Raw genomic sequence first — 22,167 nt, forward strand, 5'->3', positions numbered from 1 at the left:
ATCACCTCTCTACCGTTTCCATAACGAACGCCTCAATAATATCTCCTTCTTTAATATCGTTGAAACGCTCCAGTGTTATCCCGCATTCATAGCCCTGGGCTACTTCTTTCGCGTCATCCTTGAATCGCTTCAAGGAATCCAGCTTGCCTTCATAAACAACGATACCGTCACGTATGAGGCGAGCTTCAGCATTACGCGTAATTTTACCCGAGGTCACCATACAGCCGGCAATAGTACCAAGCTTAGATATTTTAAAGGTGTTTCTGACTTCGGCATGACCTGTAACATTTTCTCTGTATACAGGATCCAGCAAGCCTTTCATTGCGGATTCAATTTCCTCAATGACATTGTAAATAACTCTGTGCAGACGGATATCAACCTGCTCTTGTTCTGCAGTTAATTTGGCCTGCGGCTCCGGACGGACATTAAAGCCGATGACAATCGCATTGGACGCAGAAGCCAGTATAATATCGGATTCGGTAATCGCACCGACCCCGGTATGAATGATTTTAACTCTAACCCCTTCAATATCGATCTTCTCCAGAGAGCCTTTGAGAGCTTCAACCGAACCTTGCACATCCCCTTTGATGATGACGAACAAGTCTTTCATTTCGCCTTCCTGGATATGCTTGTAAAGATCGTCCAAGGTGACTCTAGTATTGGCGCCAATTTCCGCCTGCTTGAGCGAGATTGCGCGTTTCTCGGCGATCGCTCTGGCCTTGCGCTCATCCTCGTAAGCCAGGAACGGGTCTCCTGCCTGCGGCACCTCCGCCAATCCCGTAATTTCCACTGGAGTAGACGGCCCCGCTTCTTTGAGCCGCTTGCCTTTATCATTGACCATGGCGCGAACCCGGCCAAAGCATACCCCGGCTATGAAGCTGTCTCCCACTTTCAAAGTTCCGTGCTGAATGAGTACGCGCGCCACCGGGCCGCGGCCTTTGTCGAGCTCCGCTTCAATGACCGTACCTCTGGCCCGCTTATTCGGATTAGCTTTCAGTTCTTGAACCTCGGCTACAAGAAGAATCATCTCCAGAAGCTGCTCGAGTCCGACCCGCTGTTTGGCGGATACATTAACAAAGATCGTATCCCCTCCCCATTCCTCGGGAACGAGCTCATATTCGGTCAATTCCTGCTTGATCCGGTCAGCATTGGCTTCCGGCTTATCAATCTTGTTTACGGCCACGATGATCGGTACATTAGCTGCCTTGGCATGGCTGATCGCTTCGACCGTTTGCGGCATGACCCCGTCATCAGCGGCTACAACCAAGATCGTAATATCCGTTACCTGGGCTCCCCGTGCCCGCATCGTTGTGAACGCTTCGTGGCCCGGTGTATCCAGGAAAGTGATCTTCTTGCCCTGTGCCTCAACCTGGTATGCACCGATATGCTGAGTAATTCCACCGGCTTCCCCTTCGGTCACACTTGTGGAACGAATCGCATCCAGCAGAGTCGTCTTTCCGTGGTCGACATGCCCCATAATGGTCACAACCGGAGGGCGAACTTCCAAATCAGCTTCATCATCCACTTCTTCCTGAAGCTCAAAGTTTTCCTCATCTACAGGGATTTTGAGTTCCACTTCAACCTTGTACTCATCGGCAATCAATTGAATAGTATCCAAATCCAGCTCCTGGTTTATGGTCGCCATCACGCCAAGGAACAGAAGCTTTTTAATAACCTCCGACACATCCTTGTGGAGCAGCTTAGCCAGATCGCCTACGGTCATCGTGCCGCGTACAATGATTTTCTTAGGTGTGTTATCGATTTTTCTTTTTAACCGTCGGCTGCTGATTCCGCCCTCTATTACCTCGCTGGTTGCGATTGCCGCCGCCTCTGGTCGAGCTTACGCGATTATCGTCAAACCTTCTTTGATTTGGCTTCGTCTTACGATTGTTGACACCTTCGTTAGCCTTAATGTCCAGCTCGTCTACACCCGGCACAGCATTGCTCTTCGGCAATTTGCCATCGAAGTTGCGGCCTGCCGGACGATTCGCTTGGCCTCCCGGACGATTTGCACCCGAAGCTTGAGCCGTGCGTCCGGCACCCGAGTCCTGCCTGCCTCGCTGATTCCGGTTATCCTGCTGTGATTTTGGCGTGCTCTGCTGCGGTTTGGAATCACGCTGGCCTCCCATGCCTGCACGCTGTCCCTGCCCTGCATTCGAGCTGGCAGTTGTCCCGGTTTTACGTCGTGTTTGTTGATTTTGCTGGCCTTGTCGGCTGCTTTGATTCGATCTTTCTTTTTGTTCTCCTGCCAAAGGCTTTTCCCCCTGCTTCTTGGGAGTGGATGGAGCCGAGCTGATCGCGGCCTGCTCTTCAGAAGCACGCTTGGCCGCTGCATTGGCTTTAATGTCCCGGAAGAATTTTTCAACCGCTTCGACCGCCTCGTTCTCCATCACACTCATGTGATTGTTCACCGATATATTCAGTCTCTTGAGAATAGTAATAATTTCTTTACTACTCATATTTAAGGACTTAGCGTATTCGTATACTCTTAACTTTTCCTTGTTTTCGCCTTTACTCAAATCACTCCACCTCCGCTAGATTTGCTTTATGCTTGGCAATCAATCGTGCAAATCCGGGATCGGTTATTGCCATTATCACCCGTTCCCCTTTACCGACACTGGAGCCGAGCTGCTCCCGAGTCCCGTATTCGATGATGGGAACCTGATACGTGCTGCATTTATCCTTAAACTTCTTACGCGTTTTCTCCGAGGCATCCGCAGCGAGCACTACCAAGCAAGCCTTGCCTGTTCGTATCGCATCAAGCACACCTTCATCACCGGTAACCAGCTGACCGGCCCGCATCGCCAACCCCAGGTTGGACAACAGTTTATTCGACGACATTGCGATCACCTTTACCCGCTGCAAAATCATCTTCCACCCGGATAAATTCCTGTTCCAATTGATCATACAGCTCATCGCTGACGCTTTGTTTTAGGGCTCTATCCAGCGCCCGGCTTTTTTTAGCCAGCTTGAAACAATCCACCGCCCCGCATAAGTAGGCCCCCCTGCCCGCTTTCCTTCCGGTCAGGTCAATTGCGATCTCACCTTCGGGAGGCTTAACCACACGAATCAGTTCTTTCTTCGTTTTCATTTGCTGGCAAGCTACACATTTCCGCAATGGCACTTTCCTTGGCCGCATATCTATCACCCGCTTTTTTACTGCCTTATGAATAGCCCCAGAGATTTAGGCCGTAAAATGCTTAGTCAAAGCTGGCCGAATCCTGAGGCATCTCTTCAGAAAATGTACGCTCTCTGCCAAACTCCTGTTCGGCTTGAGTTTCACTCTTAATATCAATTTTCCATCCCGTCAGCTTCGCAGCCAGACGAGCGTTTTGACCTTTAATTCCGATCGCTAAGGAAAGCTGATAGTCCGGCACGATGACACGGGACATTTTCTCTTCTTCAAAGACATTGACTTCAATCACTTTGGAAGGACTAAGAGCGTTTGCTACATATTCCTCCACATTCTCCGACCAGCGAACAATATCGATCTTTTCACCCTTTAGCTCAGTCACAATGGCTTGCACCCTGACACCTTTAGGTCCTACACAGGAACCGACAGCATCCACTTCCGGGTCCCGGGAATACACGGCGATTTTTGAACGGAAGCCTGCTTCACGCGATACTGAGCGGATCTCCACAACACCTTGGAAAATCTCTGGCACCTCAAGCTCGAACAATCTTTTCAAAAGCCCGGGATGAGTACGTGACAAAAAGATTTGCGGCCCTTTGGTTGTGTTTTCCACCTTAGTGATGTAGGTCTTAATACGGTCACCATGCTTGAACTTGTCGGTAGGCATCAGCTCGTTTAACGGCAGCACCGCTTCCACCTTGCCGAGATCGATATAAATATTACGGGTATCCTGCCGCTGGACGATTCCTGTAACGATGTCATCTTCTTTTTCAATAAAAGCGTTATAGATTAATCCTCTTTCCGCTTCGCGGATTCGCTGTGTGACGACTTGCTTGGCCGTTTGGGCCGCAATACGTCCGAAATCCTTAGGAGTTACCTCGATTTCTACGATATCCCCCAGCTGATAATTAGGATTAATATCCCTAGCCGCTTCAATCGTAATATCCAAGCGAGGATCGAGCACTTCTTCCGCCACGGTTTTACGGGCGTATACTTTAATCACTCCGGTCTGACGATTGACATCAACCCTGACATTCTGAGCTGTGTTAAAGTTGCGCTTATAACTGGAGATTAATGCGGCTTCGATCGCCTCAATCAGAATATCCTTACTGATTCCTTTCGTTGTTTCGATTTCATGCAACGCTTCTATAAAATCCGTGTTCATGAACTCCCTGTTCCCCCTTTCATATTAAAAAACAATAGCCAGTCTGGCGCTTGCCACCTTATCCGCAGGAATCCGGTATGTTTTTTGGCCAATGGCAACAGCCAGCCCGGTCTCGTCATATGAAGTTAGCGTTCCTTCGAACTCTTTCAACCCGTCTACGGGCTCGTAGACGGTCACCAGAACATGTTTGCCTACCGCTCTCTCGTAATCTCTTGGCTTCTTCAGAGGACGCTCCGCACCGGGTGAGGACACCTCAAGAAAATAAGCGCTCGGAATAGGATCTCTTTCATCCAATTGCGCGCTTAGAAATTCGCTTACCCGGCCGCAATCCTCAATGTCGATGCCGCCTTCCTTGTCTACGTACACGCGGAGAAACCAATTGCTTCCTTCCTTGACGTACTCAACATCCACTAACTCCATATGATTTTCTTCCAGAAAAGGTGTAACCATTTCTCCAACTACATCCTTAATGGATGACTTCATGTCTTCAACCCCCCTTGCTTTCAACAGCCTGCGGTCGTCCTAAGCGGATATTTGGCTATATCAAAATGTAAAGAGTGGGTTTCCCCACTCTCATAAAAGCGAATGCATATCATCATTATTACCAAAAAAATTATAGCATAACAAAGTTTTCCTTACAAGAAAAATCTATAGGCACGCCTAGCCCGGCGGCCTTTCCCGCCCCTGGCCGCCTAGAACAAGGACAGCTGATTTGTTTCCGGCAGTCCGCGGAAACAGCCCATCCCGTTTAAAATTTCCATCACGGTCTTGGATACCTTGGCCCGAACCTGGAAATCTTCCATGGATAAGAATTCGCCGCCCTCTTTAGCCGCAGCAATGTGCTTGGCCGCATTTTCTCCAATTCCCTGTACGGCGGAGAAAGGAGGAATTAAGGAATCTTCCTTGATTTTGAAGCGAGTAGCATCAGATTGCAGCAAATCAATAGGCCGAAATGTAAAGCCCCTGGCCGTCATCTCAAGCCCCATTTCAAGAATAGAAATCATGCTCTTCTCTTTGGCAGTAGCAGAAAAGCCTTTCTCCTCAATTTCCAGCAGCTTGCGGAGTATAGCATCATAGCCTTGGCAGAACAATTCTACATCAAAGTCCTCAGCTCTGACCGAGAAATAAGTCGCATAGAAGGCAATCGGATGATAAACCTTGAAATAAGCCGTGCGAACAGCTGAAATGACATAGGCTGCTGCGTGAGCCTTCGGGAACATGTACTCAATTTTCTCACAGGAATCTATATACCACTGCGGTACTTTATGCTTTTTCATATCCTGCTTCCACTCATCAGTGAGTCCTTTACCTTTCCGTACGCTTTCCGTGATTTTGAAAGCGAGCCCGGCATCCATTCCTGCTTTGTAGATCAAATAAAGCATAATGTCATCACGACAACCGATAACCGTCTTGATCGTGCAGGTATTGTTGCGAATCAACTCCTGAGCATTTCCCAGCCATACGCCAGTTCCGTGCGACAGTCCGGAAATTTGCAATAAATCGGCGAACGTTGAAGGCTGCGTCTCTTGAAGCATCTGCCGCACAAATTTCGTCCCCATTTCCGGTACGCCGAAGGTGGCGACGGGTGAGCGAATTTGCTCCGGGGTCACACCCAAAGCTTCGGTGGAATGGAATACGCTCATGACCTTCGGATCATTCATCGGAATTGTAGTCGGATCCACGCCTGTTAAATCCTGCAGCATACGCATCATAGTCGGATCATCGTGTCCCAATATATCCAGCTTCAACAGGTTCTCGTCGAAGGCGTGGTAGTCAAAATGCGTTGTCTTCCATTCGGCGGAAGTATCGTCCGCAGGATACTGCACCGGTGTGATATCTTCAACTTCGATATAATCAGGGACAACGACGATGCCTCCAGGATGCTGGCCCGTGCTGCGCTTAACCCCTGTACATCCTGCAGCCAGTCTGCGAATTTCCGCGTTCCGCCAGGACGCGCCTTTTAATTCCTCGTACTTCTTGGCAAAGCCGAATGCCGTTTTTTCAGCTACGGTTCCAATCGTTCCTGCCCGGAACACATTTTTTTCACCGAAAATTTCTTTCGTAAAATTATGGGCTTCCGCCTGATATTCACCGGAAAAGTTAAGGTCAATATCCGGAACCTTGTCCCCCTTGAACCCGAGGAAGGTTTCAAACGGGATATCCTGGCCTTCCCCCCGAAGCTTGCCGCCGCATTGGCTGCATTCCTTATCCGGCAGATCAAAGCCGCTCGGGATGCGACCGTCTGTAAAAAACTCGCTGTATTTGCATTCCGCGCAAATATAATGCGGGGGAAGCGGATTAACTTCCGAAATGCCTAACATCGTAGCTACGAAGGATGATCCGACCGATCCCCTGGAGCCAACCAGATAGCCGTCCGTATTTGATTTCTTCACGAGCCTTTCCGAGATCAGATAGTTGGCCGAGAAGCCGTACTGGATTATAGGACGAAGCTCCTTCTCCAAGCGGTCGATCACTATTTGCGGCAGCGGGTCTCCATAGATGCTCTTTGCCGTTGCATAACAAGTGTTGCGGATTTCGTCATCCGCCCCTTCGATGATTGGCGAGAACAGCCCGTTATCCGTAGGACCGCCTTTGCGCGGGAACAGCTCCATTTTCTCGAAGCGTTCTGCCAGTTCGGATGTGTTCTTGACCACAACCTCATAGGCTTTCTGCTCACCGAGAAAGGCGAATTCCTGAAGCATTTCCTCCGTAGTCCGCAGATGGGCATCCGGCTTGCGGATATCTTTGAGCGGACTGAAGCCGGTGATCCCCTGTATTGTAATCTCCCGGCATATTTTATCCCGCGGCCGCAAGTAATGGACATTTCCTGTGGCAATAACCGGCTTGCCCAGCTTGTCGCCAATCTCACAAACTCGGCGGATAGTCGTTTCCAGCTGCTGTTTACTGCCTACCAGTCCCTTTTCCACGAGATGGAGATAGAAGTCGAGCGGTTGAATCTCGAGAACATCATAATAATGGGCAATTCTCTCTGCTTCTTCCATTGATTTATTCAACACCGCTTCAAAAAACTCGCCTTTTTCACAGCCCGATATGACCAGCAGCCCTTCCCGGTGCTGATCCAGCACCCGTTTCGGAATGCAGGGCACTCTATGGAAATACTCCGTATGGGATAAGGACACCAGCTTATACAGATTTTTTCTGCCGATAGGGTTTAAGGCATAGATACAGCAGTGGAAAGGACGCGTATTGGTCAGATTCTGGCCCATGAACTGATTCAGGGACGGAAGATCATGAAGTTCGCGCTCTGCTGCATCCTTGATCATATGGAACAAGATGCCCCCCAAGGCAATGGAATCATCAATCGCGCGGTGGTGATTCTCCAGACTGACCTTGAATTTATCCGCCAGCGTGTTTAGCCGATGGTTCTTCATCGCCGGGTAGAGAAGTCTGGCCATCTCCAGCGTATCCAGCGCCGGATTAGTAAGCTCCGCATGTCCGATTGTTTTTAATTTGTGCTGAATGAATCCCATATCGAAGCTTGCGTTATGGGCGACAAGGACGGCATCACCAACAAACTCAACAAATTCAGGCAAAACATCCTCGAGCTCGGGGGCGCCAACCACCATATCATCCGTAATATTCGTCAGCTGTGTAATATGATACGGGATGCGTTCATGCGGATTGACAAAGCGGGTAAACCGCTCTATCTCTTCCCCGTTTTTCATTTTGACGCCGGCGATCTCAATAATTTTGTTCTCCATTACGGAAAGCCCTGTAGTCTCTATATCAAATACGACGTAAGTAGCATCCGCCAACCCCCGCGGCTGGGGAGCATAAACGACAGGGATTTGGTCATTGACCACGTTCGCCTCCAGACCGTAGATGATTTTGATATCTTCAAATTTATGGGACGCATGATTGGCCTCAGGAAATGCCTGAACGCCTCCATGATCAGTAATCGCGATCGCTTTATGTCCCCATTTTGCTGCCGTTTTTACGTATTCGGTTATTGGTGTCAGCGCGTCCATCGTACTCATATTGGTGTGAAGATGAAACTCGACCCGCTTGTCTTTAGCGTTGTCTTGCTTCTCTTGAGGAGGCTTGATTTCATTCACATCCTGAGGGACAAACATCAGCTCTGGCGGATTGCTGAAGCGATCATACTCCACCTTGCCGCGCGCTTTTATCCATTTCCCATTGGAGAGCAAGCTGTACAACTTCACATCGTCTTTCGATTTGGCGAACGCTTTAACCGCAATCGAATCGCTGAAATCCGTCAGGTTAAACAAGAAAAGCGTGCTTCCGTTCTTCAGCTCCTTGCGATCAAGATCGAACACCATCCCCTGGATCGTCACCTTTTTCTCTTCCTCCTGGACAAGCTGGAGGGAAACCGGCTGGTCTTTGATTTCATAGCCGATCATTAACGCTTCAGAAGGATCAGGCTTGCTGCTCTCTTCCTCTTCGCGTTCAACTTTCTCCATCAGCTCCTGGGTGACTGTTCTGCCTTCCTCTTCGATTTTTTGCTGGAACAAGCGATACTCCTCTTCCTTGGATTCGCTAACTGCCAACGATAATTTTACCGGCAGCTGAAAGAATTCTTCATAGAAGCGGCAAACCCACTGCTCCAGATTTTTTTTCTTTGCCAGATCGAGGCCAATCTGGTCCAGCAGCCATAACGTGACGGCCTGGCCCTTAACTTCTAGACTGGCCTTGCTCAGCCAACCGTTTACCGAAACAACATGCTGCTGCAGCCACTCAATCATCAGCGGCCAATATTCTTCAATGATTTGCGAGCGCTCCAATCCTTCAACATATTGAAAAACAAAGCGCACAGTAGAAATATGAGCAAACTTGCTTTTGATTCTATAGCAAAACTCGCGATAAATCTCACACGGAACGAGACTTTCTTTATGTATATAGATCGTCCACTCCGAATTGGCAGCACTTACTTCCACCTTATCGATGTGACCGTCTGCGAAATAGCGGTTCTTATGCTCCGGAGAGATTCCCGACTGTTTCATCAACAGCTCAAACCGGTTCCTCTTGTCTCCCTGACTGCTCATAATCTCCCCCCTGATACAAAATAAAAGGGCAATGAGTGTTAACCCACTGCCCTTTTATTGTAGCTAATATGCCCTTCCAAAGACAACCGTATGTTGGGCTTTTTCTTGGCAGACAACACATACAGGTTTTTCCTCCGGCACCTCGAACGGGATGTTCCGGCTTGTCGCACCTGTTTCTTCTTTCACTTGGGCCTCACATGCTGCGGAACCGCACCAGCCTGCCCATACGAATCCGCGCTGCTGCTCCAAAAATTGCTTCATCTGGGCAAGATCATCAACTGCGGCAAAGTTGCTGTCGCGGAAAGCCTTCGCCTTCTCGAACATTTGCCGTTGATTATCCTCCAGCATTTGCTGAACCTCTGCTACCAGATTGCTTTGATCAACGATTTTTTTCTCACCGCTAACCCGGGAAACCAGGACTGCTTGTCCCTTCTCCATGTCTCGCGGACCGAGTTCAATGCGAACGGGAATCCCGCGCATCTCGTACTCATTGAATTTCCAGCCTGGACTTTGATCGGGACGGTCGTCAACTTTTAGGCGAATACCCGCCTGCTTCAGCTCTTGCGCTATCTCACTAGTCCGCGCCAGCACCTGATCCCGTGTCTTGGGCGGCCCGATCGGGATGATGACAACTTGAGTTGGGGCTACCTTGGGCGGCAGAACCAATCCCCGATCATCGCCGTGAACCATGATCATCGCACCGATAAGTCTGGTGGTCACCCCCCAAGATGTCGTGTGCACAAACTGCTGCTGGTTATCGCGGTCTAAATATTTAATATCGAAGGCTACTGCGAAATTCGTCCCCATATAATGCGAAGTTCCCGCTTGTACCGCCTTGCCGTCCTTCATCATAGCTTCAATGGAGAACGTATCGACTGCCCCCGCGAATTTTTCCGAAGGGGTTTTCTTGCCCGCTATAACCGGAATGGCCAGGAAATCCTCCACAAACGTCTTATAAATCTCGAGCATTTGCATCGTTTCCTTACGCGCATCCTCTTCATCTTCATGAGCGGTATGACCTTCCTGCCATAAAAACTCGCTCGTTCTAAGGAATGGCTGCGTCCTCTTTTCCCAGCGCACCACATTCGCCCATTGGTTGATTTTCAAAGGCAGATCTCTATAGGAATGAATCCATTCCGCATACATATGGCCAAACATCGTTTCCGAGGTCGGCCGGATCGCGAGACGTTCTTCCAGCTTCTCCCCCGCCGCTTCGGTTACCCACGGAAGCTCGGGATTAAAGCCCTCAACGTGCTCCTTTTCTTTTTGAAAGAAGCTCTCGGGAATAAGCAGGGGGAAATATGCGTTGCGATGTCCCGTCTCCTTGAACCGGGCATCCAGCTCACGCTGGCAAAGCTCCCAAATTTCATAACTGTCCGGCTTAAAAACGATACAGCCCCGGACAGGAGAATAACTCATTAAATCCGCCTTGCGAATCACATCGAGATACCAGCGCGAAAAATCCTCGCTTTGCGGCGTAATTTCTTTGACAAATTGTTTGTCTTCAGCCATATTTACCTCCACCCCAACTCACTGGCGAACTATTGCTAAACTGAACATTCCATCTAGGATTTAAGAGATAATGTTTAAGCGTTCGTTCACCCTTTGATCAATCTGACAATATCGTTATACGTTACAGCAATCATAAGCAGCATTAGCATGGCAAAGCCGATGAAATGCACCAGACTTTCGCGGTTCGGATCTACCGGTTTTCTGCGGATCGCTTCAATGCCCAAAAACACCAGGCGGCTTCCGTCCAATGCCGGAATCGGCAGCAAATTGAAAATCCCCAAATACAAGCTAAGCAAAGCAGACCAGAACACCATGGGTGCGATTCCAGCTGCCGCATACTCACCGCTCACTTCAACAATACGCACCGGGCCGCCAAGATCATCGAATGTAAATTGACCGAAAAGAAGCATCTTAAAGCCGGTCAAAATCTGCTCAGTGGCCATCACCATGTTGTCCCAGGCTCCAGGCAGCGCCTCGCCAAGCGATATGCCCTGTGTGCCGAAGGCAAGCGTTACCCCGACCAAAGCTCCTTGGCTGTCCTCGGTTCGCGGCGTCACCACTTTCTGCAGCTGCTCCTGGTCGCGTTCAATGATCCAGGTCATGGGCTGACCCGCATTTTCGCTGATCAACGTCATGATTCGATCCCGTTCAATGCCGATCGTTTCCCCATTCACCCGCACAATCACATCTCCGGCCTGCAGCTCTGCGGCCTCCGCTGGTGAACCCGGTACAATCTCGCCAATCGTCACGTTCACCGGCTTACCATTAAGAAACATAAAGGTGAGAAATAAAACGAAAGCTAAAATAAAGTTCATCAGCGGTCCGGCAAAAATCGCCATCGCCCGCTTTCTCACCGGCTTGCTGTTAAACTGGCGATCCCAGGGAGCAATCTGCGTCTCCTGTCCTCTCGCTACAAGCATAGCTTGCGGATGAATAGGATAGCGGATTTTGTCACCTTCTGCGGCCAGCTCTACGAACAGCTCTCTTTCCATATCAATCTCGGCGACCTCACCAAGAATGATATCCGAACGCTGATCCAACTTGTCCAGATAAATATGGGTAACCTGTCCGTTTTCAATAGTAAGCCCGATCGTCTGGCCTTTGGTTACTTCTACAATTTCCGGATCCTCGCCAGCCATTCTTACAAATCCGCCTATCGGCAGCAGGCGCAGCGTGTATTTCGTTTCATTGCGTCTAAAAGATACCAGTTTGGGGCCGAATCCGATCGCAAATTCCCTGACCAGAATTCCTGCCCGTTTTGCAAAATAAAAATGACCCCACTCATGCAGCGTGACCAACACAAAGAACATAAGCACAATTTGCAATCCGATTTGTACGTACGACAATCTTAGTTCCTCCCAGCTAACGGTATGTTTCTAAGATTAACATGTTTTGCTTTTCCAATACAAGCTGTCACCGTTATAGACAATATATGTACAAATCCATGTCTTATACTCGCTGCGCATGTCAAAAAACAAGATTGTGTGCGGTTTCTCTCGCCCATTGATCACAGGCGAGCACCTCATCCAAATTCGGATCACGAACAGCCTCATGCGCGTCCAAAACTCTGTCGATAGTTTCCTCGATCTGCAAGAAAGTAATGGAGCCTGCCAGAAATCTCGCAACGGCGACTTCGTTAGCTGCATTATATACCGCCGGAACCGAGCCGCCTGCTCGTCCGGCTGCGATCGCCATAGCCAGACAAGGAAATCTTTGCAAATCCATTTCTTTAAAATGCAGTGTGCCAATTTTGATCAGATCGAGCGGCTCGGTTGGAGTAGGCTTTCTGTTTGGATAAGAAAGAGCATATTGAATCGGGACTCTCATGTCCGGATTGCCGAGCTGGGCAATCACGCTGTGATCTACAAACTGTACCATAGAATGGATAATGCTCTCCGGGTGCAGCAGTACTTCCAGTCGATCATAATCAATGGAGTACAGCCAATGCGCCTCAATCACTTCCAAGCCTTTATTGGCCATAGTAGCGGAATCGATCGTAATTTTGGCGCCCATCGCCCAATTCGGATGCTTTAGAGCATCCTCTACAGTAACGCCTTCAAGCTCCTCTCGCGTCTTGTCACGGAAAGAGCCGCCGGAAGCCGTTAAAATAATTTTTGCCACAGCGGCACGCTCTTCTCCATTCAAGCACTGAAAGATGGCCGAATGCTCGCTGTCCACGGGCAGCAAGCTGACACCGTGCTTGGCGGCAGCCTGCGTAACCAAATGGCCCGCACTGACAAGCGTCTCCTTGTTCGCAATGGCTATCGTCTTGCCAGCTTCGATCGCCTGCAAGGTTGGACCTAAGCCTTGGCTGCCTACTACAGCAGTCACGACCGTATCCGCCTCGGTTGCAGCAGCAACCTCCGCCAATCCTTCCGGTCCGTATAAAATGTCCACAGGCTCATTAACCATCAGCCCCAATTGTTCAGCCAAATCCCTTGTAGCCACCGATACCTTCTTCGGTTTGAACGTATGTATTTGCTCGGCCAACAGCGTCAAATTCTCGCCCGCTGCCAGCGCCTCTACCCGAAAGCTGTCCGGATTATGCTTAATCACATCCAAGGTCTGCGTTCCGATGGACCCGGTTGAGCCTAGAATCGCTATTTTTTGTGTCATCAAGGTTCCTCCCGTTAGTATGGGATAAGAGAAAACAGATAAACGAACGGGAATACGATTAACCAACTATCGGTCCGGTCCAGCACTCCGCCGTGACCGGGCAGCAGCTGGCCAGTATCTTTAATATTCTTAACTCGTTTGTATGCGGATTGGATCAAATCGCCCGCTTGTCCAACTACGGAAATCACGGCTCCCAGCAGAATTGCATAGCCGGCAGAGAGCAATTCCGGATTGTAAATGGCAAATCCAATAGCAGCTATGATGGAAAGAGCGATCCCGCCGATGGCTCCCTCCACCGTTTTGTTAGGACTGATCTGCGGCCAAAGCTTGCGCCGGCCGAAAATACGTCCCGAAAAATAAGCCCCGGAATCCGCTGCCCAAATACAAACAAAAATCAATAATGTCCAGTATAATCCTTCCTCCACATTCCTCGAGAAAATCATATAGTGGAAGCCGAAGCCAATATAAATGAGCCCAATGAATGTAAAAGCGGCATGTTCAATCGTTGTGCGGTTTTTGGAAACAACGGTATAAACTAATAATAGCAGAAGCAGAGTCCACACAAGGACAGAAAAATTGGCGCTAAGTCGGGTTTCCCCTATATTCCATACGAAAACGTAGAGCAGTAAAAAAATTCGCCCTGTCCACATCAACAGACGTACTTTTGTTAATTTGAACATACGCATGAATTCCTCAAAGCCAATCCAGGCCATGACTGTAATGGTTACGGCAAACCAGTATCTTCCCAACGTGAGCATTGCCAGAAATAAGGCCCCTGCGACAACACCCGTCAACAGTCTTTTTTTCATAGCTCATCCCCCAGCCCTTTAACTACAATCCCCCATATCTGCGAATTCGCTGCTGATATTCATATATTGCTTCATAAAAATGGCCTTCCGTAAATTCCGGCCAATACAAATCTGTAAAAAACAGTTCCGTATACGCCAGCTGCCACAGCATAAAATTACTGATTCTCAGCTCACCGCTTGTGCGAATGAGCAAATCGGGATCAGGAAGATCGGAGGTTTTAAGCCGTTTGGCATATTCCTGCTCATCAATTTGTTCGGGGTCAAGCACTCCTTGTTTGACGTCGCGGGCGATTCCGCGGAGCGCTTCCGTCATTTCTTTACGACTCCCATAGTTAAAGGCAAAATTCAAAATGAGACCTGTATTATGACGTGTCCGTTCGATGGCGTTCTCAACCGCTTCCAGCGTGTGCGGAGGAACGCCTTCTTTCCAGCCAGTCATCCGAATATGCACATTTTTTTGCACCAGTTCCTCGATCTCAAGCGGGAAAAATTCGACAGGAAGTCCCATGATATAATCGACTTCATCCTTTGGCCTCTTCCAATTTTCAGTAGAAAAAGCATACAACGTCAATATCTTAATTCCAAGTTCGTCGGCAGCAATTGTAATTTTCTTGACATTCTTCATTCCGGAATGATGCCCGGCGACTCTTGGCAACCCCCGTTTACTGGCCCATCTGCCATTGCCATCCATAATGACAGCAACATGCTGAGGGATTTGACCGTGCATCAACTGCTCTGGACTGTCAATCCGTTTTTTTCTGCCAAACCAAGTTTTCTTCAGTGACATGCTTATTTCCTCCATAAAGGATTAGAAAACCGTAAAAACCAAAAGCCCCCTCCACCAAGGGGGTACATGGACAGTCGGTTACACTTCGGTTATATCTTTTTCTTTCACAGCTAAAATCTTATCGACTTCAGCTACATACTTGTCAGTCAGCTTTTGAATATCATCCTGATGCCGGCGGGATTCATCCTCAGAAATATCTGTTTTCTCTCTTTTTTTGATCTCATCATTAGCATCTCTGCGTATATTTCTGATCGCAACCTTTGCTTCTTCGCCGTATTTACGGGTCATTTTCACCAGGTCCGCTCTTCTTTCTTCAGTCAAAGCAGGAAGCACAATCCGAATAGCGCTGCCGTCATTAGAAGGAGTTAACCCGAGCTCCGATTTCATGATCGCTTTCTCAATAGCGCCTATCGAGCTTTTGTCCCATGGCTGAATGTACAGGGAACGGGCATCCGGAGTTGTAATGTTAGCCAGCTGGTTGACCGGCGTCATCGTTCCGTAGTATTCCACCAGCACGCGGTCGAGAAGAGCCGGGGTAGCCCGCCCTGCACGCAGGGAAGCCAGCTCCTTTTGCAGCGCAGCAATCGCTTTTTCCATGCGGTCTTCCGCATTTTTTTTGATCGTCTGAGGCATGCTATACACTTCCTTTCACCAAGGTACCGATTTTTTCACCAAGCACCACTCGCTTAATGTTTTGATCATCTGTAATAGAGAAGACAATCAGCGGGATGTTATTGTCCATGCATAGGGAAGACGCTGTTGTATCCATAACGCCCAGGTTATTGCTGATGACTTCCAAGTAAGTCAACGTATCATATTTCACTGCATTTTTATCGACAAAAGGATCTGCAGAGTAAACCCCATCCACTTTATTTTTTGCCATGAGGATAACCTCTGCTTCAATCTCGGCAGCGCGTAATGCCGCTGTTGTATCTGTTGAGAAGTAAGGGTTGCCGGTGCCTGCGGCGAAAATAACCACTCTTCCTTTTTCCAAGTGACGAATCGCCCTGCGTCTGATGTAAGGCTCGGCAACCTGCTGCATAGCGATAGATGTTTGCACACGGGTAGGTACGCCAACATTCTCCAAAGCGTCCTGAAGCGCAAGAGAGTTCATCACAGTGGCAAGCATCCCCATATAATCTGCGGTTGCTCTGTCAATCCCTTTGGCACTGCCGGCAATGCCTCTCCAAATGTTTCCGCCGCCCACTACAATAGCTACTTCCACATTCAGCTCGTGGATGGATTTCACCTGCTCAGCAATGGAAGAAATCATCGCAGAATCAATTCCGTACCCTTGCTGACCAGCCAGAGCTTCTCCACTAAGTTTCAAAACAATTCGCTTAAAGGTCGGTTCGTTCAATATTAGTCCCTCCAGTTGAAAATAGAATGTGAGCGGCTTTTAGCTCCGGCGCGCCGGTCCCAGCCTTAGCTGGAACCAGCGACTGTCCGGAAAGCTTAAAAAAGAAGGAACACGAGTGGTGTTCCGACAATTGAAGCCAATCACTATTGCAATTTCGCTTGGGACATAACTTCTTCCACGAAGTTATCTTGTTTCTTCTCGAGCCCTTCACCCAGTTCAAAACGAGCAAAGCGGCGGATCGAAATGTTCTCGCCAATTTTGCTGATTTTTTCGTTCAACAGAGCGGAAACGGTTTTGTCCGGGTCTTTAATAAAGGATTGCTCAAGCAAACAAAACTCTTCGTAATATTTGTTGATGCGGCCTTCCACCATACGGTCTACGATGTTTTCAGGTTTTCCTTCGTTCAAAGCCTGGGTTCTCAAAATTTCTTTTTCTTTAGCGATTACTTCTTGTGGTACTTCTTCGCGGCTAACGTATTTAGGGTTTGCTGCAGCGATTTGCATAGCTACGTCTTTAACAAAGTCTTTGAAGTCATCCGTGTTAGCCACAAAATCTGTTTCGCAGTTTACTTCGACCAGAACGCCTACGCGTCCACCAGCATGAATATAAGATTGAACCGAGCCTTCGGTAGCAGCCCGCCCTGCTTTGTTCGCAGCAGCAGCCAAGCCTTTTTCCCGAAGAATCTGGGAAGCTTTTGTAATATCACCGTTAGCCTCTTCCAAAGCTTTCTTGCAATCGAGCATTCCCGCCCCTGTTTTTTCACGCAGTTCTTTAACCATTGCTGCCGTTACGGCCATATCATTTCCTCCTATTCAATATTAAGAGCTTCGATTAAATTCCATTAGCCAGGCCCGCGCCCATATGTATGGAAGCCAAGATGCCGGCCGTGGTCAAGCATCTGTTTTTAGGTTTTGTGGTGAAAAAAAGGGCGGCGATAGGTTCTTACACCTTCAACCCACCCTTTTTCAATTTGTATTAGATTATGCAGTCGTTTGCTCGCCTTGGTTAGCCTCGATAATGGCTTCGGCCATTTTTGCAGTAAGCAGCTTAACCGCACGGATAGCATCATCATTACCAGGAATGACATAATCGATTTCATCCGGGTCGCAGTTCGTATCGACAATTCCCACGATCGGGATTCCCAGCTTGCGGGCTTCCGCAACAGCAATCCGCTCCTTGCGAGGGTCGATTACGAACAGGGCGCTAGGCAGCCCTTTCATATGTTTGATTCCGCCCAAGAACTTTTCAAGACGCTCTTTCTCTTTGCGGAGCAAGATAACTTCTTTTTTAGGAAGCACTTCAAAAGTGCCGTCTTCTTCCCATTTTTCCAGCTCGTGCAAGCGGTCAATCCGCTTCTGGATAGTTTGGAAATTCGTTAATGTTCCACCCAACCAGCGTTGGTTAATGTAGAACATGCCGCAGCGCTCAGCCTCTTCCTTAACCGAGTCTTGAGCTTGTTTCTTTGTTCCCACAAACATGAAGGTACCGCCTTCAGCAGCAACAGACTTCACAAAGTTGTAAGCCTCTTCTACCTTCTTAACTGTTTTTTGCAGGTCGATAATGTAAATTCCGTTTCTTTCCGTGAAGATGTATTTGTCCATTTTCGGGTTCCAGCGACGTGTTTGGTGACCAAAGTGAACACCCGCCTCCAGAAGCTGTTTCATGGAGATAACTGCCATCTTCACACACCTCCTCTAAAATGGTTTTTGGTAAAGCCCTCCGCCCGGGTCGTCTCCGGACAAGACTCCTTCTACTGAAAGAGCACCCTTAACCGGATCACCAGACGTGTGTTCTTTTTAACACCGTCAATAAATATACCATAATCGATTAGGCTATGCAACTGAATCCGGCGTCCTTTTTTCGCGCCGCAAAACGCTGGTTTAAGCCTTTTAGCTAATCATTTCTTAAACGGTATTTCCTTATTCAGAAGAAAACAAAGGCAGGTTTGTCGTATTCGGACAAATCTGCCTGTCAGGGAAACGTAATTAGATCGATAATGGTGTCGATATCTTCTCCTTGCGCAATGTCATACGTCCCAGTACGTATGTTGGGGGTTAACCGCCGATCCTTCATCCTTTGTTCGAACAGATCGCGATCCGCAATAATATCAAGTTCGAATAATAAATCCGCTACTTCAGAAGCTAAAACTCCACTGCGGATGCCAACTTGAACGATGGCCGGCTCCGCTGCTTCGCGCGCAGGATCAGGCTGGTTTTCTGTGGATGGGTCAGATTCTCCGCTCTCCGTCTGTGCAGCCATCTCTTCCTTGTACGCTTTTATCGCCGCTTCGATCTCCGCGTCCAGTTCAGATTGGGAATATGACACCGTATCCGACGGCTGAAGAGTGTAGCCTGCTTGCTCCGCATAAGCCCGCCACGTTTCCTCATTCCAGCTCTGAATCTCAGACAGTAGATCTGGTGCCGTATTTTCCTGCTGCCGCAGGCTATTCGCGGCCGTCATCAGCTGCAGCAGCAGCGCACCGGCGATTATTCCACTGCCCAGTCCCGTCCAAAAGAAACGCTGTTTCCATATGCTCATGATGCGCTTTCCTCCCGTTTGGCCAACTGGATGATAAGGTCCACTTCCCCTTTATTCATGCCCAGCTTTCGAGCAATATTCTCCACGGATTTTCCTTGTTCCCTCAACGCAAACAGCTCGGCATATCTTGTTCGAATAGCGTCAGGCTGTTTATCCTCTGCTCCAGAACCGGCAGCGTCTGCAGCGTGTATCACCATACCGGATGAGTTAGGGTCAGCATTTCCCGGAGCAGGGGTCTCACGTGCGAGCATGGCCGGACTGGCGATGCCTTCAGGGGTGTCCATTCGGCCCGTCAAATACTCCACTTTGCTTTCAAGCTTTGCATGGGAGGCCTGCAGCTGCTCCAATTTCAGCTGAAGATCGCGAATATGCTGCTGCTGTTCACTTTTAGTCCCGGCAATCGTTTGCAGCAGCTTTTCATTGTCCTGTTCCATTTCTGCTGCAAACAGAGTCAAGGTTTCCTCAATTTCCTTCGGCAGAGACTCTTGCTGGCCCGAACCGGTCTGCTGCGGCAATGATCGGGCCATAACGATGATGGCGATGCCAACCAATACGAGATAGATCCAAGGCTGATCCATAATTTCACCTTTCTCAAGCTGCTTTTTTTCGGATAAGGAAGAAATGAAACCCATTATAATTGAACATCAATGTAACGGCCCTTGGCCGGGGGATGGGCAGGACGCTGACTGGCTTCAGATGAACTGGCCAGCTTTGCTTGGTTTTTCCCGTGCTCGGCTGTTTTTCTCTTCTTTCGATGTTCCTGGTTACGGTTATCCGCTTCCTTAGATCGAGCAGCCTGTGTTGTTTTGTGCCTTTCTGCTTGAGCCAGCCGAGCCGTCTGATCGGCGAGCTGCGCTTGCTCCATAATCGGCCTCTGCTGCAATTCCCGCTGCTGCTGACCAGCATCATGATTTCTGTGCAATGCTTGCTGCATATCTATTGAATGAAAGCCCATATCTTTCGCCTCCTGCAGAAAAGAATAGCTCCGCAATCAGGGATAAAGAGGAAACATAGCGACATCTCCGCCTTCAATGCGAAAATATACCTTCTGCAGCGGGTCTTTGATCATTCTGTGGTATCGTCCCAGCACTAGCTGGGTTCCCCCGTAAATAGTGGAATTGACCTCTACTCGTGCCTTATCCGTGTCTTCCAGCGATTTTTCAAGCTGCAGAATTCGTTCACGTATTTGCTCCTGCTCATCCAAGGATTGTTTCTTAGTATGATTAAGCTTTATGCGCATGGCCAGTTTGTCGGACGACAGATTGCCTGACAAGGCAACCTGGTCGAGAAGGTTTAACGCTTTTTCTGTTTTTTGCAAATGGTCAGCCAAGCTTCTGTTTTTCACTTTTAAATTGGCAAGCTCAGAGCGAAGCTCGGGCAGCACGCCAACTTCTATAATGGTCCCGGTCGATATGGCATTGCCAATAATTCTTGCGGCAACACTTTCACGCGCTTGAATTTTCCCGCCGACAATCAGCCCCTTTGACTGGACGCAGACCACTCGCCGCCCCGCCTTCACCGTGGAATGCATGATGCTTTGCGAGATCACAACATCCTCACCTGCATCCAGATGCCCTTCCTGGACAAATGCGCAGCGAATGGAGCCGCCGGCCCGGACCACTCCCTTGTTATGGCCCAGCACTCCACCCTGAATCACAATGGAGCCGCCGGCTTCAAGCTCAGCGCCTTCTACTCCGCCTGTGATCCGGATATCACCGGCAGCCTTCACTTTAAACCCGGTAAGCACGTTCCCGCGGATCACGATAGTGCCTACGAAATCAAGATTTCCAATACTGTAATCCACATCGCCGTTCACTTCAAATATTGGGAACACATTGATTTTGCCATTGTCTGTAATGCTGACAACCCCATCAATTAACGAATATAGATTCAAATTTTCCTCATCGGCCACCACATTCTTGCCAACCTTGAAGCGTACGTCCTTCCCGTTCTTTGCTTGAATTTTGTCTCCAGTCACCGTTTTTCCCGGAACACCCGCAGTCGGCGGGATCCTGAAGGCAAGCCGCTCTCCCTTTTTGACGTTAGTCATGGTATTGACTTCTCTATAATCAACCTTTCCATCCTCCCGCTCCACAGGTTTGCGATTGTTAACAGTTTGGACCGTAGTCTTTACCGTACCGTCTGTTCCCGGTTGCGGCTTCTCGCCAAAAGCAACAGGAACTTTGGAGGATAGAAATGACCTGGGATCGGCAGCTATGCGGGCGAGCTGCTCAAAATCGATACCATATACGACCGACTTGCTGCGCAGAAGCGCTTCCAGCTGATCAACACTGCACTCCAAGGTTTCCTCACATCGAGTGAAATCCATGTACGCTTCCAGCTTGTCTGAAGAGATAGATACTTCGATACGCCATGGAGTACCATCGAAAGATGAGTTCATACGGCCTCATCCCTTCTATTCATTCAATAATTGCATTTTAAATCGTCCAAGAGAGCCTCTAAGCCGCAGTATGGCTTTGGAATGCAGCTGGGAAATTCTCGAAGGAGATAAAGACATCACTTCTGCAATCTCGCTTAATGAAAGGTCTTCATAATAAAACAACGAGACGACTGTTCTTTCTTTCTCAGTCAACCGATCAATAGCTTTGGCAAGACTCTCTTTCAAAAAAATTTCGTTCACTTTATATTCAGGGTTTTTGCTCTTTTCATCAATTAAAAGAGATAGTCTGGTCTCGGAGTCTTCTTCTTTAATTGGCTCGTCAATAGAACATAGAGTAGTCAGTGTAATATCCTGAAGCATCGTTTGGAACTCATGCTCCGAAACTTGCAGATAACGGCTGATCTCTTCATCCGTCACCGACCGCAAATATTGCTGCTCCAGCTTCTGGTAAGCATCTTCAATCTTCTTTGCCTTCTCTCTAACCGATCGTGGAACCCAATCTCCCTGGCGCAGCCCGTCTATAATCGCACCCCGAATTCTCCAAGAGGCATAGGTTTCGAACTGAAGCCCTCGTAAATAGTCAAATTTATCGATCGCGTCCATTAATCCAAGTATTCCATGACTAGCCAAATCATCCTTGGTCACATTGTGCGGCATCCCGTTGGCCAAACGGTTAGACACGTAATCTACCAGTGGAAGATAGTTCTCCAGCAGTTGTTTCCTCGCCTCGGGCGATTTCTCTTCCTTCCATTGTCTCCATGTTTCCATATTGGATAAATGAGAAGCTTGTTTTTGAAGTGCCATGACTTGAATTCACCTTCC

At 48.7% G+C, this 22,167-nt stretch carries 19 protein-coding genes and 1 pseudogene; all 20 read right to left on the reverse strand.

All coding sequences use genetic code 11. The features are described 5' to 3' along the window. Position 1: 1 nt before the first annotated feature. Positions 2–2,519: pseudogene (gene infB, locus PSHG_RS26500) on the reverse strand (translation initiation factor IF-2). 1 nt (position 2,520) lies between these two features. Continuing rightward, positions 2,521–2,841, reverse strand: coding sequence for a L7Ae/L30e/S12e/Gadd45 family ribosomal protein (locus tag PSHG_RS03370; protein WP_010269456.1), 321 nt, complete (start codon positions 2,839–2,841; stop codon positions 2,521–2,523). Beyond that, the gene (gene rnpM, locus PSHG_RS03375; protein WP_026021172.1) at positions 2,828–3,139 is read right to left on the reverse strand and encodes an RNase P modulator RnpM; all 312 of its coding nucleotides are present in this window, start codon (positions 3,137–3,139) and stop codon (positions 2,828–2,830) included. Before rnpM ends, PSHG_RS03370 begins: the two co-directional genes overlap by 14 nt. A 61-nt stretch (positions 3,140–3,200) precedes the next feature. Next, positions 3,201–4,298, reverse strand: coding sequence for a transcription termination factor NusA (gene nusA / locus PSHG_RS03380; protein ID WP_010269458.1), 1,098 nt, complete (start codon positions 4,296–4,298; stop codon positions 3,201–3,203). Between the two features lie 24 nt (positions 4,299–4,322). Next, positions 4,323–4,781 (reverse strand): ribosome maturation factor RimP, encoded by a 459-nt coding sequence (gene rimP, locus PSHG_RS03385; protein WP_010269459.1) that lies wholly within the window; start codon positions 4,779–4,781, stop codon positions 4,323–4,325. A 209-nt stretch (positions 4,782–4,990) separates the two neighbouring features. Further along, positions 4,991–9,322: a PolC-type DNA polymerase III gene (locus PSHG_RS03390; RefSeq protein WP_010269461.1), complete on the reverse strand. Its 4,332-nt coding sequence runs from the start codon at positions 9,320–9,322 to the stop codon at positions 4,991–4,993. Between the two features lie 63 nt (positions 9,323–9,385). After that, complete coding sequence (gene proS / locus PSHG_RS03395) at positions 9,386–10,834, reverse strand: proline--tRNA ligase (RefSeq protein WP_010269463.1); 1,449 nt, start codon at positions 10,832–10,834, stop codon at positions 9,386–9,388. A gap of 86 nt (positions 10,835–10,920) precedes the next feature. Then, positions 10,921–12,180 carry an RIP metalloprotease RseP gene (gene rseP, locus PSHG_RS03400; RefSeq protein ID WP_010269465.1) on the reverse strand — a complete coding sequence of 420 codons (1,260 nt, stop codon included), beginning with the start codon at positions 12,178–12,180 and terminating at the stop codon, positions 10,921–10,923. Positions 12,181–12,301: 121 nt separating this feature from the next. Then, positions 12,302–13,450 carry a 1-deoxy-D-xylulose-5-phosphate reductoisomerase gene (locus PSHG_RS03405; RefSeq protein ID WP_010269467.1) on the reverse strand — a complete coding sequence of 383 codons (1,149 nt, stop codon included), beginning with the start codon at positions 13,448–13,450 and terminating at the stop codon, positions 12,302–12,304. A gap of 14 nt (positions 13,451–13,464) precedes the next feature. Beyond that, positions 13,465–14,259, reverse strand: a complete 795-nt coding sequence (locus PSHG_RS03410; RefSeq protein ID WP_010269469.1) for a phosphatidate cytidylyltransferase — start codon at positions 14,257–14,259, stop codon at positions 13,465–13,467. Between the two features lie 22 nt (positions 14,260–14,281). Further along, the gene (locus PSHG_RS03415) at positions 14,282–15,046 is read right to left on the reverse strand and encodes an isoprenyl transferase (protein WP_010269472.1); all 765 of its coding nucleotides are present in this window, start codon (positions 15,044–15,046) and stop codon (positions 14,282–14,284) included. A gap of 78 nt (positions 15,047–15,124) precedes the next feature. After that, positions 15,125–15,679, reverse strand: coding sequence for a ribosome recycling factor (gene frr, locus PSHG_RS03420; RefSeq protein WP_010269474.1), 555 nt, complete (start codon positions 15,677–15,679; stop codon positions 15,125–15,127). A gap of 1 nt (position 15,680) precedes the next feature. Continuing rightward, positions 15,681–16,406: a UMP kinase gene (gene pyrH, locus PSHG_RS03425; RefSeq protein WP_010269477.1), complete on the reverse strand. Its 726-nt coding sequence runs from the start codon at positions 16,404–16,406 to the stop codon at positions 15,681–15,683. A 143-nt stretch (positions 16,407–16,549) separates the two neighbouring features. Next, positions 16,550–17,203 carry a translation elongation factor Ts gene (gene tsf / locus PSHG_RS03430; RefSeq protein ID WP_010269481.1) on the reverse strand — a complete coding sequence of 218 codons (654 nt, stop codon included), beginning with the start codon at positions 17,201–17,203 and terminating at the stop codon, positions 16,550–16,552. Between the two features lie 183 nt (positions 17,204–17,386). Beyond that, positions 17,387–18,085 carry a 30S ribosomal protein S2 gene (gene rpsB / locus PSHG_RS03435; RefSeq protein ID WP_010269484.1) on the reverse strand — a complete coding sequence of 233 codons (699 nt, stop codon included), beginning with the start codon at positions 18,083–18,085 and terminating at the stop codon, positions 17,387–17,389. A gap of 292 nt (positions 18,086–18,377) precedes the next feature. After that, complete coding sequence (locus PSHG_RS03440; protein WP_010269486.1) at positions 18,378–18,944, reverse strand: hypothetical protein; 567 nt, start codon at positions 18,942–18,944, stop codon at positions 18,378–18,380. Next, a complete protein-coding gene (locus tag PSHG_RS03445) occupies positions 18,941–19,522 on the reverse strand; it encodes a DUF6115 domain-containing protein (protein WP_148497627.1) in 582 nt (193 codons plus the stop codon). The genes PSHG_RS03440 and PSHG_RS03445 overlap by 4 nt, the downstream gene beginning before the upstream one ends. Positions 19,523–19,575: 53 nt before the next feature. Next, on the reverse strand, positions 19,576–19,899 hold the full coding sequence (locus tag PSHG_RS26505) for a hypothetical protein (protein WP_010269494.1): 324 nt from the start codon (positions 19,897–19,899) through the stop codon (positions 19,576–19,578). Between the two features lie 36 nt (positions 19,900–19,935). After that, positions 19,936–21,345 (reverse strand): FapA family protein, encoded by a 1,410-nt coding sequence (locus tag PSHG_RS03455; protein ID WP_010269497.1) that lies wholly within the window; start codon positions 21,343–21,345, stop codon positions 19,936–19,938. 15 nt (positions 21,346–21,360) lie between these two features. After that, the gene (locus PSHG_RS03460) at positions 21,361–22,149 is read right to left on the reverse strand and encodes a FliA/WhiG family RNA polymerase sigma factor (protein WP_010269501.1); all 789 of its coding nucleotides are present in this window, start codon (positions 22,147–22,149) and stop codon (positions 21,361–21,363) included. Positions 22,150–22,167 lie beyond the last annotated feature (18 nt).

Source organism: Paenibacillus senegalensis JC66, from assembly GCF_000285515.1.
In the GTDB taxonomy this organism is placed as follows: Bacteria; Bacillota; Bacilli; order Paenibacillales; family NBRC-103111; genus Paenibacillus_L; species Paenibacillus_L senegalensis.